This is a genomic window from Bradyrhizobium sp. 613_E4_N2_2 (assembly GCF_052075995.1).
Classification (GTDB): domain Bacteria; phylum Pseudomonadota; class Alphaproteobacteria; order Rhizobiales; family Xanthobacteraceae; genus Bradyrhizobium; species Bradyrhizobium barranii.
Window position 1 is genome coordinate 632,064 of sequence record NZ_CP197234.1, and the last position, 15,432, is coordinate 647,495.

The 15,432-nt window shown below is 65.0% G+C and carries 14 protein-coding genes; 4 read left to right on the forward strand and 10 right to left on the reverse strand.

Translation table 11 applies throughout. The features are described from left to right. Positions 1-768 carry a hydroxyacylglutathione hydrolase gene (gene gloB / locus AB7290_RS02950; protein WP_085403613.1) on the reverse strand — a complete coding sequence of 256 codons (768 nt, stop codon included), beginning with the start codon at positions 766-768 and terminating at the stop codon, positions 1-3. A 107-nt stretch (positions 769-875) separates the two neighbouring features. Here gloB and AB7290_RS02955 point away from each other — a divergent pair, with 107 nt between their 5' ends. Further along, complete coding sequence (locus AB7290_RS02955; RefSeq protein ID WP_014490441.1) at positions 876-1,616, forward strand: class I SAM-dependent methyltransferase; 741 nt, start codon at positions 876-878, stop codon at positions 1,614-1,616. A 58-nt stretch (positions 1,617-1,674) separates the two neighbouring features. On the opposite strand, the gene AB7290_RS02960 is transcribed toward AB7290_RS02955, so the two are convergent. Together AB7290_RS02960 and prmC are read right to left on the reverse strand one after the other, a co-directional pair. Beyond that, positions 1,675-2,469 carry a DUF4167 domain-containing protein gene (locus tag AB7290_RS02960; protein WP_085403612.1) on the reverse strand — a complete coding sequence of 265 codons (795 nt, stop codon included), beginning with the start codon at positions 2,467-2,469 and terminating at the stop codon, positions 1,675-1,677. A 464-nt stretch (positions 2,470-2,933) separates the two neighbouring features. Further along, on the reverse strand, positions 2,934-3,830 hold the full coding sequence (gene prmC, locus AB7290_RS02965; RefSeq protein ID WP_094184332.1) for a peptide chain release factor N(5)-glutamine methyltransferase: 897 nt from the start codon (positions 3,828-3,830) through the stop codon (positions 2,934-2,936). Between the two features lie 90 nt (positions 3,831-3,920). Between prmC and AB7290_RS02970 the strand changes: the two genes are divergently transcribed. Next, on the forward strand, positions 3,921-4,346 hold the full coding sequence (locus AB7290_RS02970; protein WP_085403610.1) for an HIT family protein: 426 nt from the start codon (positions 3,921-3,923) through the stop codon (positions 4,344-4,346). 135 nt (positions 4,347-4,481) lie between these two features. Here AB7290_RS02970 and AB7290_RS02975 read toward each other — a convergent pair whose 3' ends face one another. The 5 genes from AB7290_RS02975 to AB7290_RS02995 form a co-directional block, all read right to left on the reverse strand. After that, a complete protein-coding gene (locus tag AB7290_RS02975; RefSeq protein WP_085403609.1) occupies positions 4,482-5,423 on the reverse strand; it encodes a DUF5996 family protein in 942 nt (313 codons plus the stop codon). Positions 5,424-5,578: 155 nt separating this feature from the next. Next, on the reverse strand, positions 5,579-6,277 hold the full coding sequence (locus AB7290_RS02980; RefSeq protein WP_085403608.1) for an ABC transporter ATP-binding protein: 699 nt from the start codon (positions 6,275-6,277) through the stop codon (positions 5,579-5,581). Next, positions 6,274-8,118: a branched-chain amino acid ABC transporter ATP-binding protein/permease gene (locus AB7290_RS02985; RefSeq protein WP_354078349.1), complete on the reverse strand. Its 1,845-nt coding sequence runs from the start codon at positions 8,116-8,118 to the stop codon at positions 6,274-6,276. Before AB7290_RS02985 ends, AB7290_RS02980 begins: the two co-directional genes overlap by 4 nt. 11 nt (positions 8,119-8,129) lie before the next feature. After that, positions 8,130-9,005 carry a branched-chain amino acid ABC transporter permease gene (locus AB7290_RS02990; RefSeq protein WP_014490434.1) on the reverse strand — a complete coding sequence of 292 codons (876 nt, stop codon included), beginning with the start codon at positions 9,003-9,005 and terminating at the stop codon, positions 8,130-8,132. Positions 9,006-9,103: 98 nt separating this feature from the next. After that, complete coding sequence (locus AB7290_RS02995) at positions 9,104-10,438, reverse strand: substrate-binding protein (RefSeq protein ID WP_085403607.1); 1,335 nt, start codon at positions 10,436-10,438, stop codon at positions 9,104-9,106. Positions 10,439-10,689: 251 nt separating this feature from the next. On the opposite strand from AB7290_RS02995, the gene AB7290_RS03000 reads away from it, so the two are divergent. Both AB7290_RS03000 and AB7290_RS03005 read left to right on the forward strand, forming a co-directional pair. Next, positions 10,690-11,307: a hypothetical protein gene (locus AB7290_RS03000; RefSeq protein WP_201266229.1), complete on the forward strand. Its 618-nt coding sequence runs from the start codon at positions 10,690-10,692 to the stop codon at positions 11,305-11,307. A gap of 112 nt (positions 11,308-11,419) precedes the next feature. Further along, a complete protein-coding gene (locus AB7290_RS03005; RefSeq protein WP_085403606.1) occupies positions 11,420-11,890 on the forward strand; it encodes a MarR family winged helix-turn-helix transcriptional regulator in 471 nt (156 codons plus the stop codon). Between the two features lie 7 nt (positions 11,891-11,897). On the opposite strand, the gene prfA is transcribed toward AB7290_RS03005, so the two are convergent. Together prfA and ptsP are read right to left on the reverse strand one after the other, a co-directional pair. Next, entirely contained in the window at positions 11,898-12,983 is a 1,086-nt protein-coding gene (gene prfA, locus AB7290_RS03010) for a peptide chain release factor 1 (protein ID WP_085403605.1), read from the reverse strand. A 57-nt stretch (positions 12,984-13,040) separates the two neighbouring features. Then, a complete protein-coding gene (ptsP, locus tag AB7290_RS03015) occupies positions 13,041-15,308 on the reverse strand; it encodes a phosphoenolpyruvate--protein phosphotransferase (protein ID WP_063980570.1) in 2,268 nt (755 codons plus the stop codon). Positions 15,309-15,432 lie beyond the last annotated feature (124 nt).

The following is a 15,432-nucleotide window of genomic DNA, read 5'->3' on the forward strand; positions in this document are numbered from 1 at the left end:
TCAGGACTTGTTCTTGCGCTCGCGCAGTTCGCCAAACACCGCGGCAGCGTCCGCGCCCTTCATGTGTAGCCTGGTTGCGACCGACGGTTCATCAGCACGCAGGAACACGTTTGCTCGCTTCTCGTCACCAAGTAGTGAAGGAATGGTCGGCTTGTTCTCGGCCCGCAGCTTCGCCACTTCCGCCGCGCGTGCCTGGAGCGCCACATTGTCGGGGTCGATGGTGAGTGCGAACTTGACGTTGGACGCGGTGTATTCGTGCCCGCAATAGAGCTTGAAGTCGTCAGGCAGCGCCCGCAGTTTCAGAAGCGAGTCCCACATCATCGGGTAGTCGCCTTCGAACACGCGGCCGCAGCCGATCGAGAACAGCGTGTCGGCCGCGAACAGCGTCTTCTCATTGTCGAACACGTAGGAGATGTGGTCGAGCGTGTGGCCGGGCGTCTCCAGTACGCGCCCCAGCAAGCTGCCGACCTTGACGATGTCTGCATTGGCGACGCGCAGGTCGACGTTGGCGATCTCAGTCGTCTTGTCATGCGGCGCGACGACGCGGCAATTGTATTTCTGCTTGAGTTCTGCGACCCCGCCGACATGATCGCCATGATGATGGGTGATCAGGATGTCGGTGAGCTGCCAGCCCTCGCGCTCAAGCGCCTTCAGGATGGGGCCGGCCTCCGGCGCGTCGATCGACGCCGTCGCCTTGGTTTCCACATCGTGGATCAGATAACCGAAATTGTCGTTTAAACAGGTGAAAGTACGAATTTCGGCGGCCATGTCATCTCCATCGCGCTCAGCCCCGCAGACAAATATGGCGTTAACGTTGCGCAGGCAATGCAATATTCCGGGCGCGGGAGCCGCCTCGTGCATGTTACATTGCCGTCATGACCATTGATGTCGTCGACCTCCGCGAGTTCTACTCCCGTCGCCTCGGGATTGTGGCGCGGCAAATGATCAATCGCGGCATCAGGGAGCGCTGGCCGACCGCCGCGGGCCAGCGTGTGCTCGGCATCGGCTATCCCACGCCCTATCTCGGCCTGTTCCGCGAGGACGCGGAGCGCTGCATCGCCTTCATGCCGTCGGCGCAGGGTGTCTTGAAATGGCCGACGGGCCGGCCGGCGCTGGCCTCGCTGGTCGATGAATTCTCGCTGCCGCTTCCTGACGCCGCGGTCGACCGGATCCTGCTGATTCATGCGCTGGAGATGTCGGACGATCCGGCCGCGCTCTTGCGCGAGGTGTGGCGGGTGCTGTCGCCCTCCGGCCGCGTGATCGCGGTGATCCCGAACCGGCGCGGGGTATGGACCCGTACCGACAGCACGCCGTTCGGTCACGGCCGGCCCTATTCGCGCTCGCAGATCACCGACCTGTTGCGCCAGACCTGGTTCACGCCAACCGCCTGGGGCGAGGCGCTGTTCATGCCGCCCTATGCCGGCGGCTGGGTGCTGAAATCGGCGCAGGTGTGGGAGCGCGCGGGCGCGGCGCTGTCGCTGCCCTTTGCCGGCGTGCACATTGTCGAGGCGACCAAGCAGGTCTATCGCGCGATCCCCGCCAAGCGCGAGCGCGCGCGGCTGATTCCCTCGTTGAAGCCGGTGCTGGTGCCGTCCTCGACGGTGACGCGCACTTGAAAACAAATCGTCCCGACGCGAGGCCGGGACGATTGCAGATTAGAATATCGGAACAAGCTTACTCGCCGGAGGCGACTTCGTCGCTGGAGCCGGCCGGAGCCGCCTCGCGCTCGGGGCGCGGGCCATGCGGCCGGCGGCGCCGCCGCGGAAAGCGTTCGCCGCCACCGCCGCCTTCCAGGCCGCCCTGACCGCCATTCGCGGCACTATTCGCTTGCGGCTGTGCGCCGGTGATGAAGGAGGGCAGGCGATCGACGCTGCCGGCGTCGGCAACGACGGGCTGCGGCTGGTTCAGCGGCAGCGGCTGCGGCTGATATTGCGGCTGCGCACGATGGTCGCGTTCGCGATGTTCGCGGGGCTGCTGGTTGTCGCGCTGATAGGGCTGCTGGCCGTCACGCGGCTGATGATCACGCTGGTGATCGCGCTGGCCGTCGCGGTCGCGCATGAAGGGCTGTTGCTGCTGCGGCGGCTGCGGGACGAAGCCCGGCTCCTGGCCGAAATTCGAGAAATTCTCGCCGTCGTCCTCGCTGTCGTCGCCGCTGTTGCTGACGGGCTCGTCGCCGCGCGGCTGCTGGTTCTGGCGGAACTGTTCCTGGGCTGCCGCGATCAGGCGGAAATAATGCTCGGCGTGCTGGTAGTAGTTCTCGGCGGCGACCGGGTCGCCGGAAGAGCGCGCATCGCGCGCGAGCTGAAGATATTTTTCGGCGATGTGCGAAGCCGTGCCGCGGATCTTGATGTCGGGTCCGTTCGATTCGTAAACCCGGGTCATCGGGTTCTGGCCGCGCCGGTTGTTGTTGTTGTTATTATTATTGTTATTGCGGTTGCGCATCCGCTGCTTGTTCTGACCGTTTCTCATGTCCTGCCTTTAATTCCAGCCCTAAAGGTTGCACGCATTACTGATTGCTCGGAGTGACCTGATGACAGCGGTTCACATCTCTCATGCGCACCGCGCGCAAGAGCGGCTTGAACCCTGCCGATGTCCGTCGACCGTCGCGTTCAACAAAGACGCGTTCCCCACCCGCCAGCATCCATTGCCAGCGAACCCATTCATATCGCCTGCCGAAACAAGCCCAGCTTTGTTGCGTAAGTCTTCAAGCGCAATATCAGGCTTTCGTTCACTTTGCGGTCGGAGAGCAGCGCAGCTCCAATGGCCATCGCGCTCAACAGGACCTGCGGCTTGGAACCTTTAAATCAGTAAAGCTCTCGCCCGAGAGCCCGGCTTTTGCCCGTAGGTCTACGGGGCCGGCACCGATGTGTTGATCGGAACGTAGTCGTTCCCAAGGGATATTCCAAGAGGTTTTTTGCAACCCAATCCGGCTTTTATGGGGGCATTTTTCGGGCCGAAACCGCCCGCGGGATGCCCGCCAAATCGGCCTTGGGCGGCCTGTCCACAGACAACGCGGCAGCCGTCATCAAGGTTTCAATATCGCGGGCCTGCCCTTGCCCCGCCTCGACGATCAACGCCCCGCCGGGGGCGAGCCGCTCGGCCGCCTGCGGGATCAGGGCGCGGTAGGCGTCATAGCCGTCATTGCCGCCGTCGAGCGCCAGATGCGGATCGTGCTCGCGCACATCGAGGCTCAGTTTCGGAATTTCCCCTGAGGGAATATAGGGCGGATTCGACACGATGAGATCGAACGGGCCGCGCAGCGCCGCCGCATAGGAGCAGGCGACGAAGCCGGAGCGGCCGGCGAGGCCCAGAGCTGCGGCATTGCTCCGCGCGGTGGCGAGCGCGGAGAGGCTGAGATCGGTTCCGACACCGAAGGCATCGGGAATTTCGTGCAGCAGCGCGAGCAGGATCGCGCCGGATCCGGTGCCGATATCCGCGATTCGCGGGCGCGCCCCCGATATCGTGGCCTCCCGAAAGATCTCCAGTGCCAGTTCGACCACGGTCTCGGTGTCCGGCCGCGGCACCAGCGTCGCCTCGGACAGTTGGAACGGCAGGCCCCAGAATTCGCGCGCGCCGAGAATGCGGGCGACCGGCTCATGCGCGAGACGGCGCTGCGCATAGGCTTCGAGTCGCGCAGCCTCTTCGGGCGTGAGCTGGCGCGCCGCCTGCGTGACGATGCCGGTCAAATCAAGCCTCAGCGCGGCTCCGACGAGCAGGCGCGCGTCGAGGGCGGGCTCTTCGATGCCGGCCGATTGCAGTCGCGCCGCAAGCGCGCGCCGCGCGCTCTCGATGCTGTGTCCGGAATCGAAACCTGTCGCCAATGGAGCCATCCTGCCTGGTGTCGTGGATAGATCGGCGGCATTGCTTGCGTCAACGGAAAGGAGCGCGTCTGATCGCACCTCGCAGCGAGCGAGGGGTTCATGACGGCTTACGACGATCAGAACGTCTTCGCAAAGATCCTGCGCGGCGAGATTCCCTGCTTCGAGGTTTTCAGGGACGACCGCAGCCTCGCCTTCCTCGACATCATGCCGCGCTCGCCCGGACACACGCCGGTCATTCCCCGGGCGCCAGCGCGTGGCATCCTCGACATCGCGGATGACGATCTCGCCGCGGTCGCCCGAACCGGCAAGCGCATCGCGATTGCGGCGATGAAGGCGTTCGACGCCGAGGGTATCATCCTGCAGCAGTTCAGCGAACCGGCGAGCGGGCAGGTGGTCTTCCACCTGCACATGCACGTCATGCCGGTCAGGGCCGGAATCGAGCTACTGCCGGCGCAGACGCGCAAGGAAGACATGGCCGTGCTCGCCGATCACGCCAAGCGGATGATTGCGGCACTTGGCAGTTGATCGAGATAGCGCTGCAGCAAGACCGTAGAACGGGTAGAGCTGTTGCGAAACCCATCATCGAGACAAACTCGAAATCGACTGGCGCAGCTTCGCTCCACCGAAACTGCGAGCCAGCGATCTTTCATCGAACCTTCATCAGTTCCTGTTCAGCGGGCGGGGTCGAAGGGGAGAGCCAATCGGACATTCGAGCGCGGCACGATCCCAGCGTCCGACATCAGCTGCTGCCTGATAGGTGGTTTGCAGAAACGCCATGAGCGCGGCCTCTGGCTCGCTGGATTTTCGCACAAGGTCGTAGGGCAGGAGATATTCGCCGAGCTTCCGATCGAAGTATGCGCCCGCCGGCATGACCTGTCCGTCAGCAAAGCCATTCGGCGTGGGGTAGGCATAGGAGTAGAAGGCCGCAAAGTCCGTACCACCTCCGCCCGGCCAAAAGCCGGCGGACGAGACTTCATCGCTATAGGCCTCGCGTGTCACGACGTCCGGCAAACCCGGGACGCCACCCGGGTGAAGCGGAGCGGAACGCCCAGAGAAGCGCGTCACCGCGAGATCGAAGCTGCCCCAGAAGAGATGGACCGGACTGACTTTCCCGATGAACCCCGTCCGAAACCGATAAAACACTCCGCTGATCGCGACGAGGGCGCGGAAGAACCGCGTCACGGCGTCTGCGTCATAGGGCCTGATTTGGCGGTCCTCCGTGAACGGGATCGGATCTGGGACCTCACTGGGCCGACCGTCAAATTCTGGTGTTCCGCCGAGATGTTCTACCAAATCACAGAACCGGGCGTGAAATTCGGCGACGGACATTCGCCCGAGCGGCATTTCCGCCCTGCGCCCACCAGCTGCTTCTCCGATCAGGACGTGACGGGAGAGATCGAAGACGATCTCGATACCTGATGCGTCTGGAATCAGCGAAGTCGTGAGCCCGCGTGCATTCACGTAGAAGGTCGCGTGCCAGGAATGGTTGACCCACGGCGTTCTCGCGAGCCGATACTTGCCGACAATCTGGCAATACAGATGAAGCGCGGAACAGGTTTCGCGCCATGCCTCGAAGGGAATCTCCGGCCAGATCGCGCTCATAGCGTCTCCTCCCTCAGGTTCGGTTCGGCTTGGCAAGACCTCACCTCGGCTAAAGGCGACCCTGTGCCCGCTTTGGGCCCAAGGCGACATTCCGGGGGCGAGGCCGCATGCCGCGCCCTCGAAAGCAGATATCCCGGAGTTTAGGGGGACTCGACCTAGACGCCAAGGTATCGCTGCAGCAGCTCCGGCTGGGCCTTGAGCTCCTGCGCCGGTCCCTCGTGCACGATGTGGCCGTTGTTGATGATGTAGATCCGCGTCGCCAGCGCCAGCGTCGCTGCCAGATTCTGCTCGACCAGCACGATGGTCTGGCCGGCGGCTGCGAGCTCGCGGCAGGCCTTGACGAGATCGTGGACGATGACGGGCGCGAGCCCCTCGAACGGCTCATCCAGCAGCACGATCTTGGGATCGCGCACCAGCGCCCGGGCGATCGCGAGCATCTGCTGTTCGCCGCCGGAGAGCTCGGTGCCGCGGTTGTTGCGCCGCTCCTTCAGCCGCGGAAACATCTCGTAGACGCGCTCAAGCGGCCAGCGCTTCGGTGCGGTGATCCCGGCGAGGACGATGTTCTCCTCCACCGACAAGCTGCCGAAGATCCGGCGCTCCTCGTGCACGAGCTGCATGCCGGCCTGCGCGATTCTGTGGCTCTTGCGTCCGGCGATATCGATGCCGTTGAACTTCACGCTGCCGCTGCGGGGCGTCACGACGCCCATCAGGCTCTTGAGCGTCGTGCTCTTGCCGGCGCCGTTCCGCCCGAGCAGCGCCACCACCTCGTGCCGCTCGACGCGCATGGCGACGTCGAACAGGATGTGGGAGTCCCCGTAATAGCTGTTTAGGCCGTTGACCTCGATCAGGCTCATGCGGCGATCTCTCCGTGAACGCCGCCGAGATAGGCTTCCTGCACTGCGGCGTTGGTCCTGATTTCCTCCGGTGTGCCGTCCAGCAGCACCTTGCCCTCCTGGAGCACCGTCACGCGCTCGACAAGCTCGAACAGCGAGTCCATGTCGTGGTCGATGATGATCATGGTGCGTCCGCGCGCGATCGATTTGAGCAGCTTGACGGTCTCGACCCGCTCGCGCGGGCTCATGCCTGCGAGCGGCTCGTCGAGCAGCAGCAGGCGCGGCGAGGTGGCGAGCGCAAGCCCGATCTCCAGCCGGCGCTTTTCGCCATAGGCGAGCTCGGATACCGGCGTGTCGGCGCGGCGGGTCAAATTGACCAGGGCAAGCGTATGCGCCACCTGCTCCGTCAGGCCCTTGACGCCCGAGAGCTTGCGGAATAGGTCGAGCCGGAACTTGCCGCGCAGCTCGGCGAGTGCGGCGATCGTCAGGTTCTGCCGCACCGTGAGGCCCGTGAAGAGCTGGTTGACCTGGTAGCTCTTGGTGAGCCCGAGCTGGCAGACCTCGGTGACCTTCAATCCCGTGATATCGCGGCCCTCGAACACGATCCGGCCAGAGGTCGGCGCGATCTCGCAGGTCAGCATCTTGAAGAAGGTCGATTTGCCGGCGCCGTTGGGGCCGATGATGCCGCGCAGCTCGCCCTGATTGACGCTGAAATCGATGTCGCTGTTGGCGACGAGACCGCCATAGCGCTTGGTCAGGCCGGTGGCTTTCAGGATCGGCCCGGAATAGGCGGGATGCGCGACCTCCCTGGCCTGCATCGGCGCAGGAGGAGCTTGCTGCGGCGTCTCGATCTCGGCCTCCTCCTCCGTCTCCGCAGCCCTTCGCGCTCGCTTGCCGGACACAAGGCCGTAGAGATCGACGAGGCCGCCCACAATGCCGCCGCGCAGGAAGCAGACCAGCACCACGAACACGACGCCGAGCACCAGCTTCCAGGCCGCCCCGAGGCCCAGCGCGGACTGGAGGAAATCCTGAAGGAAGAGCCAAACTGTTGCGCCGACCAGCGGTCCGAACAACGTGCCGCGGCCGCCAATGGCGGTCTGCATCACGAGCTGGCCCGAGGTGTCAAAGGTGAAAGCGTCGGGCGGCATGAATGCCTGGAGCACGCCGAGCAGGCCGCCGGCGAAACCGGCGTAGGCGGCTGCGATCACGAAGGCGGTCAACTTGTAGCCGTGGATGTTGTGGCCGACGGCGGTGGCGCGCAGCGGATTGTCGCGGATCGCGCTGAAGACGGCGCCGACAGGCGAGCGGACGATCCTGAGCGCGATGATGACGCCGATGAAGTAGCACAGCGCGATGAACTGATAGAGCGACCAGCCATTGGTGAAGTGGATGGTGGTGAAGCCGAGATTGAAGCTCGGCGTCGGTACGCCCGGCAGGCCGTTCTCGCCTCCGGTGAAATCCGAGAGCGGATTGAACTCGACGAAGAAGAACACCTCCGCGATCGCCACGGTGATCATGGCGAAATAGATGCCGGTGCGGCGCAGCGCGATCAGGCCGATCAAATAGCCGGTCGCCGCCGCCGCGATCATGCCGATGATCAGTGCGCCCAGCACGTTGCCGAAACCCGCGCGGGTCAGGAGGTAGGCCGCGACAAAGCCGCCGGTGCCGTAGAAGGCGGACTGGCCGAACGACAGCAGGCCGGTGAATCCGAACAGGATGTCGAAGCCGAGCCCGAACAGGCCCCAGACCAGGATCCGGTTCACGGTGTTCGGGGCGAAGCCGAGATGTGGCAGCACGAACGGGGCTGCGATCAAACCGATCGCGGTCAGGGTCTCGATCAGGAACGGGCGTTGCTTGAGCATCAGGAAATCGCTTACTCGCGGCCCTGGACGCCGAGCAGGCCATGCGGTCGCACCACGAGCACGAGCGTCATCGCTGCAAACAGCATCACATAGGCGTAGCCGGGGTTGAACATGGAGGTGACGCTGATGATCTCGCCGGCGATCAGGCCGCCGAGGATCGCGCCCGGAAACGAGCCGACGCCGCCGATCACCACCACCACGAAGGTCTGGACCAGGATGTCGTCACCGATGCCCGGTGTCAGCGACACCACCGGCGCGTTGACGATGCCGGCAAATCCGGCGGCCATCGCACCGATGCCGAACACGACCATGAAGACCCGGTAGACGTTGATGCCGAGCGAATCGACCATCACCGAATCCTCGATGCCGGCGCGCACGATCATGCCGAGCCGGGTCCGGTAGAGGACGATGAACAGTGCGCCGAGGGCGACCGCGACGATGCCGACGACGGCGAGGCGGTAGGTCGGATAGAACATGAAGCCGAGATTGGTGATGCCCTGGAACAGCGCCGGCGGCGGCACCAGCTGCGACTGGCTCGAGAAGATCAGGCGCACGAGCTCGACGAAACAGATGCCGAGCCCGAAGGTCACGAGCAGCTGATCCTCGTGCGGGCGATGATAGAAATGGCGGATGATGACGCGTTCCATCGCGACGCCGAGCAGCATCACGAACAGCGAGCCCGCGATGACGGCGATGATGAAGGACTCCGTGTACTGGTAAGCGACGAAGCCGGCATAGCCGCCGATCATGAACATCGCGCCATGCGCGAGGTTGAGCACGCCGAGCGTGCCGTAGATGATGGTCAGGCCGGAGCTGATCAGCGCGAGCAGGGCGCCGAGCGCGAGCCCGTTGAAAAGCTGCGAAACGAGGTTGGGCCAACTGATCATGCGACAATCGCCGTTGTGGCGCGCCATGGTGCGCGTCAGAAAAAGGTGACGCCGCAGGACCAGAGTGAGCCCGCGGCGTCACAGGGGTTAGCGCGGGCTCAGCTGTAATCGCCGGGATGGCAGCCGAACGCGTCCGACTTCTGCATCAGGCCTTCACCTGGGACGATCTCGACGACGTCGTACCAGTCTTCCTTGTTCTTCATGTCCTTCTGCTGCTTGCCCTTCACGATGATCACCGGGCGGACGCATTGGTGATCCTCGGGGCGGTAATGCACGTCGCCGACCAGGGAGGGGATCGTCTCGCCCTTCTCGTAGGCCTTGATCACGTCAGGCGGATTGAAGCTGCCGGCCTGCTCGCACATGTGGGCCCAGTGCGCGAAGCTGACATAGGCGTTCTCGGCGCCCCATTCGGGCTTGTAGCCGTACTTCTTCTCGAAGGCCTCGTTGAACATCTTGGCGAGCGGGAACTTGTCCTCGATCGTCCACCAATAGTCGGTGGCGGCGTAGACGCCCTGCATCAGGCCGCCGCTCTCGCGCGCGATGAAGGGCACCTGGTAGGGAACGACCAGCTTCATCTTGTCGAGCACGCCGAACTGCTTGGCCTGCTGGGTCGACAGCACCGCATCGTGGCCCCAGTTGACGTTGATGAGCACGTCGGCGCCGGAGTTCGCGACGTTCAGCAGATAAGAGGAGTAGTCGGGCGCACCGAGTGGTGCGACCTGGTTGGTCACCGTCGTCCAGCCTGCAGTCGCGAGGAAGTCCTGCATCGACTTGGTGACGGTGTGGCCGTAGGTGTAATCAGGCGTCAGGTAGGCGGCCTTCTTGTTCTTGCCGAACTCCCTCACCATCACCGGGCCAATCGCCGCAGCGGCGGTCTGGCCGAAGAAATTCTGGCGAAAGCCGTAACGAACGCAGTCCTTGCCGGTGGTGTCGTTCGAGCCGGAAATGCCGCACACGAACAGCACGTGTTCGCGCTGCGCGAGCTTGTTGAGCGCGACCGCAACGGCGCTCGACGTGCCGCCGGTGATCATGATCGCCTTGTTCTCGCTGATGAAGCGCTGCTGCGCCTGCACCGCCTCGTTCGGCTTGGCCGCGGAATCCGCGACGCCGAACTTCAGCTCCTTGCCGAGCACGCCCTTGCTGGTCTTCGGCGAGATCTTCTTGATCAGGTCATGGCCGCTGTTGATGTGCTCGATCGCGAGCTGGTAGCCCTTGAGTTCGTCCTCGCCCTGCACGGCGTAGGTGCCGGTGCGCGGGACCGAGATTCCGATGAAGGCGGTGGAACCCGAAACGCCGGCGGGATACGAGCCGATCGCCGGCTTGTCCTCGGCAAAGGCCGGCGTCGCGGGCAGCATCGAGCCGCCGATGAGGCTAGCCGTGGTCTGGAGCAGGCCACGGCGCGAGAGGCCGCGGCGGATGAGATCGTCAGTCATGGTCGTTTCCTCCGAACATCGTTCTTGTTTGCAGGCGCAAGCACGACCTGTCCGGCGCCAGCCGGCCTCGCTGGCCTGCTGCGCCGGGCACGTCACATCCGCGTGTAGCTCTTGGCCCTAAGCATTGCTTGTGAAGCCCTTCTGTCAATTTCGTCTTTGGTCGAACGACGAAAATTATCACGTGAAAACATATCGGATCACGATATATATTAGTCTTTGTGAGTACGAGGCTGGCGGGTTCGGCGAGAGAAATGGCGCGGCAGACGACAGTGGCGGGTGCCCGGAAGCGACGATCCTGGCCGCAGGAGGCGGAGCGGCCGGAGGCCGCGTGGCCCGCGGGGGAGGGCAGCGACCAGCGTGCGGCGCCGCAGTCGGGCGATGCCTCCCGCGTGTCTGAGCCGCGCAGCCGGTCAGCCGGCCGGCGCGGACCCGTCGTCGGCTCCGTCCAGGCCAAGCGCGCGCCCGGCCCGATGCAGAAGCTGAGCGTGCGCGCGCAGAATGTTCTGAAGGAGCTTGCGGTGGAGCTCACCGGCGAACAGCCGCCGAAGGGGAATTGGCTGCCATCGCGCGAGTTGCTGCTCGCGCTGACGGCCGAGCGCCTTGCGACCGCGCGCAACTGCGGTCCCCACACCATGCGGGAGATCGTGGATTGGGCGCAGGGCTGCGGCGTGACCATCAAGCCGGTGATCCCGCCCGGCGGCTCGCTGTCGCAGATGTGGGCGGAGTTGATCGCCAATGCGTCGGCAGGCAGCCTGACCAGCGCCGAGATTGCCAGCGCGCTGCAGCGCTCGATCAGGCGGAAGAGCGTTCGCATCCCGATCGCGTTTCAGGTCATCCTGGTGAAGATCCTGCTCTCCAGTTTCGAATAGCCCCCGATATTTGTGCATCCGCGGCGCCGCTCGGTTGGTTCCGCCTGTCCTTCCTTGCTAGTCTCGGCAGCGACCGCCCGCTTCACCCGCGGGCTCGACGTCGCAGGCAGGAATGACTCAATCGAAGCGGAAGACGACACGCCCCGCATCCGCGGCGCCCTCAAAGGGCGGCGCGATGCGCGAGGCCGACTATGCGGCGCTCGCACAGTTCCGCTATCAGCTCCGGACCTTCCTGGCGTTCAGCGAAGCCGCGGCCCAGAGTGCCGGGTTGACGCCGCAGCAGCATCAGGCGCTGCTGGCGATCAAGGGCCTGGCCGCCCCCGACGGCGCAAGCGTCGGCGACATCGCGCGCTTCCTCCTGATCCGGCACCATACCGCGGTGGAGCTGGTGGATCGCATGGCGAAGCTGAAGCTGATCGGCCGGGAAGGCGATCCGCAGGACGCAAGACGCGTCCTCGTCAGGCTGACGGCAAAGGGCGAGCAGAAGCTGCGATCGCTCTCGCGCATTCACCTGGACGAGCTGAGTGCCGCGGCACCCGCTCTGGCCAGGATCCTGCGATCGTTCCGGGCCAAAGCGCGCTGAGGGCGGTTCAGGCGGCTGCGCCTTGCGCGGCGAGCTGTGCGGCCTGATGCTCGGTGGTCAGCGCGTCGGTCAATTCGCCGAGCGCTTCGCCGGCGATCACCTGCGGCAGCTTGTAGAGCGTCAGGTTGATGCGATGATCGGTGACGCGTCCTTGCGGGAAATTGTAGGTGCGGATGCGCTCGCTGCGGTCGCCGGAGCCGACCTTCTCCTTGCGTTCGGCCGAGCGTGCGGCGTCGAGGCGCTGCTGTTCGGCATCGTAGATGCGCGAGCGCAGGATGTTCATGGCGGAGGCGCGGTTCTTATGCTGTGAGCGGCTGTCCTGCATCATCACCACGATGCCGGTCGGGATGTGGGTGATGCGGATCGCCGATTCGGTCTTGTTGACGTGCTGGCCGCCGGCGCCCTGCGCCCGCATGGTCTCGATCCGCAGATCGTCGTTCTTGATGTCGACGTCGACCTCCTCGACCTCCGGCATCACGGCGACGGTAGCGGCGGAGGTGTGGATGCGTCCCTGCGTTTCGGTGTCCGGCACGCGCTGCACCCGGTGCACACCGGATTCGAATTTCAGCTTCGAGAACGCGCCGCGGCCCTGCACCTCCGCGATGATTTCCTTGTAGCCGCCGACCGTGCCTTCGCTGGCCGAGATCACCTCGACCTTCCAGCCCTGCAAGCTGGCGAAGCGCTCGTACATCCGGAACAGATCGCCGGCGAACAGCGAGGCCTCGTCGCCGCCGGTGCCGGCGCGGATTTCCAGCACTACGTTGCGGTCGTCCATGGCGTCCTTCGGCAGCAGCGCGACGCGAATCTTCTGGACCAGCTCTTCGATTTTAGGCGTCAGCTCGTCGCGCTCGGCTTCAGCCATGCCGCGCATCTCGGCATCCGTCGCGGGATCGGCGATCAGCGCCTCGGTGTCGGCGAGTTCTTTGACCGCAGAACGATACGCCTTCACCGCCTCGATCAGCGGGGTGAGCTCGGCGAGCTCGCGGGTGATCTGCACATAGCGTTCGGAGGCGAGCTGGCCGAGCGATTCGGCCTCGAGCGAGGCGTGATGCGCGAGCAGGACGTCCAGTTTGGCTTCGGGGAGTGACGACATCGGTTCAGTCTCAAATGGCGGAAGAGGGCGAGGCGGCGGGAGGGGGCGACAGGCCCGCTACAACGCCAGGCCTTCGGCCTCGGCAAATTCCGTCAGCTTCTGCCGGATCGAGACGCTGCCGGAGGGCGCGTCCAGCAGCGGGCCGAGCATCGCTTCGGCCTTCTTCGCGTCGAGATCGATGACCATCGCCTTGACCGGACCGAGCGCCGTCGCCGAGAGCGACAGCGAGCGATAGCCCATCGCGATCAGCGCCAGTGCGCCGATCGGCTTGGAGGCCATCTCGCCGCACAGCGATAACGACTTCTTCGCATCGTTCGACTTCCGCGCGATCTCGCGCAGCACGCGCAGGATCGGCGCCGACATCGTGTCGAAGCGCTCGGAGACTTTCGCATTGCCGCGATCGACCGCGAACAGGAACTGGAACAGATCGTTGGACCCGACCGAGATGAAGTCGACCTTCTTCAGGAGCTCGTCGAGCTGGTAGAGCAGGGCGGGCACCTCGACCATGGTGCCGATGTCGATCCGCTCCGGCAGGGTGTGGCCGTGCTGGCGCAGATAAGTCAGCTCGCGCTCGACCAGCGCCTTCGCCGAATCGAATTCGGCGACCTCCGAGATCATCGGGAACATGATGCGCAGCGCGCGGCCGCCGCCGGCGCGCAGCAGCGCGCGGATCTGGCCGCGCAGCAGGCCGGGGCGATCGAGCCCGAGCCGGATCGCGCGCCAGCCGAGTGCTGGATTCTCCTCGATCACCGCTTCCATGTAAGGCAGTGCCTTGTCGCCACCGATGTCGAGGGTGCGGAAGGTGACGGGCTTGGTGCCCGCGGCATCCAGCACCGTGCGATAGAGCGCGAGCTGGTCGCTGGTGCGCGGCAGGCTCTGTCCCACCATGAATTGCAGCTCGGTGCGGAACAGGCCGATGCCGGCGCTGCCGGTGTCCTCAATATGCGGCAGGTCGATCGCAAGACCTGCGTTGATCATCAGCTCGACCTTCTGGCCGTCCTTGGTGACGCAGGGGCGGTCGCGCAGTGCAAGGTATTGCGCCTGGCGGCGGGCGCGGAAGCGCACGCGCTCGGCAAAGGCCGCTTCGACCTCCTGCGACGGGCGCACATAGATCGAGCCCGAGGTGCCGTCGACGATGATGGCGTCGCCGGGATCGGCGATGCCCGGCGCGTTCGGGACTTCGCCGACCGCGGGGATGCCGAGCGCGCGGGCCACGATCGAGACGTGGGAGTTGGCGGTGCCTTCCTCCAGCACGATGCCGCGCAGGCGCTTGCGGTCGTAATCGAGCAGCGCCGCCGGGCCCATCGCACGCGCGATGACGATGGCATTGTCGGGCAATTGCTCGCGTGACGGCGCGTGGTCCTGGCCGACCAGCTGCCGCATCAGGCGGTAGCCGAGATCCTCGAGATCGTGCAGCCGGTCGCGCAAATAGGGATCGGTCGAGCGCAGCATGCGCGCGCGGGTGTCGGACTGCACGCGTTCGACGGCGGCTTCCGCCGTGAGGCCGGTGGCGACCGCCTCATGCAGCTTGTGCGACCAGCCCTGGTCGTTGGCGAACATGCGATAGGCTTCCAGCACCTCGCGGTGCTCGCCGCCCTCGGCAACGTCGCCACGCTCCAGCATGCGGTCGAGATCGGCGCGTAGCTTGGCGAGCGCGGTGTCGAGCCGCTTGATCTCCTTCGGCAGATCCTCGGCGATGTAGTCCTTGATGACGACGCGCGGCTCGTGCAGCACGACATGGCCGAGCGCGATGCCTTCCGAGAGGATGGCGCCGACCTTCTGCGCCGAATGCCGCGCGGCCGGCTCCTGGCCCGGCTGGGCCAGCGCGGACAATTCGCCGGAGGCGATCAGCTCCGCCAGCACCATCGCGGTGGTCTGCAGCGCCTCGAGCTCCTCCTCGACATAATTGCGCTTGGCACGGTTCTGCACCACCAGCACGCCGAGCGTGTTGCCGGCGCGCAGGATCGGCACTCCGAGGAAGGAGTGGTAGATTTCTTCGCCGGTCTCCGGGCGGAACGAGAAGGCCGGGTGGCTTTGCGCGTCGCTGAGGTTGAGCGGGGTCGCCTCGCTGGCGACGAGGCCGACCAGGCCCTCATGGGCGCTCAGCACGGTGTGGTGAACCGCCTCGCGGTTGAGACCTTCGGTGGCGTAGAGCTCGAGCGTGTTGTCGATGCGCAGCACATAGACCGAGCAGACCTCGGCCACCATATTGGCGGCGATCAGCACCACGATCTTGTCCAGCCGCTCCTGGGCCGAGACCTGCTCCGCCATGGTTTCGCGGAGCCGTCTCAACAAGACGCGGGGACCTCCCGACGCGCTCCGCATGAACCGTCAATCTCCTCCGTCTGCCTGGCCCGGCGGTATCGGCCGGCGGCTGGCCCAAAATTCCAGAAAAACAACCAAATTGTTCGTCCGGCGCAGGCACAAACACAAATCTACTCAAGATTTA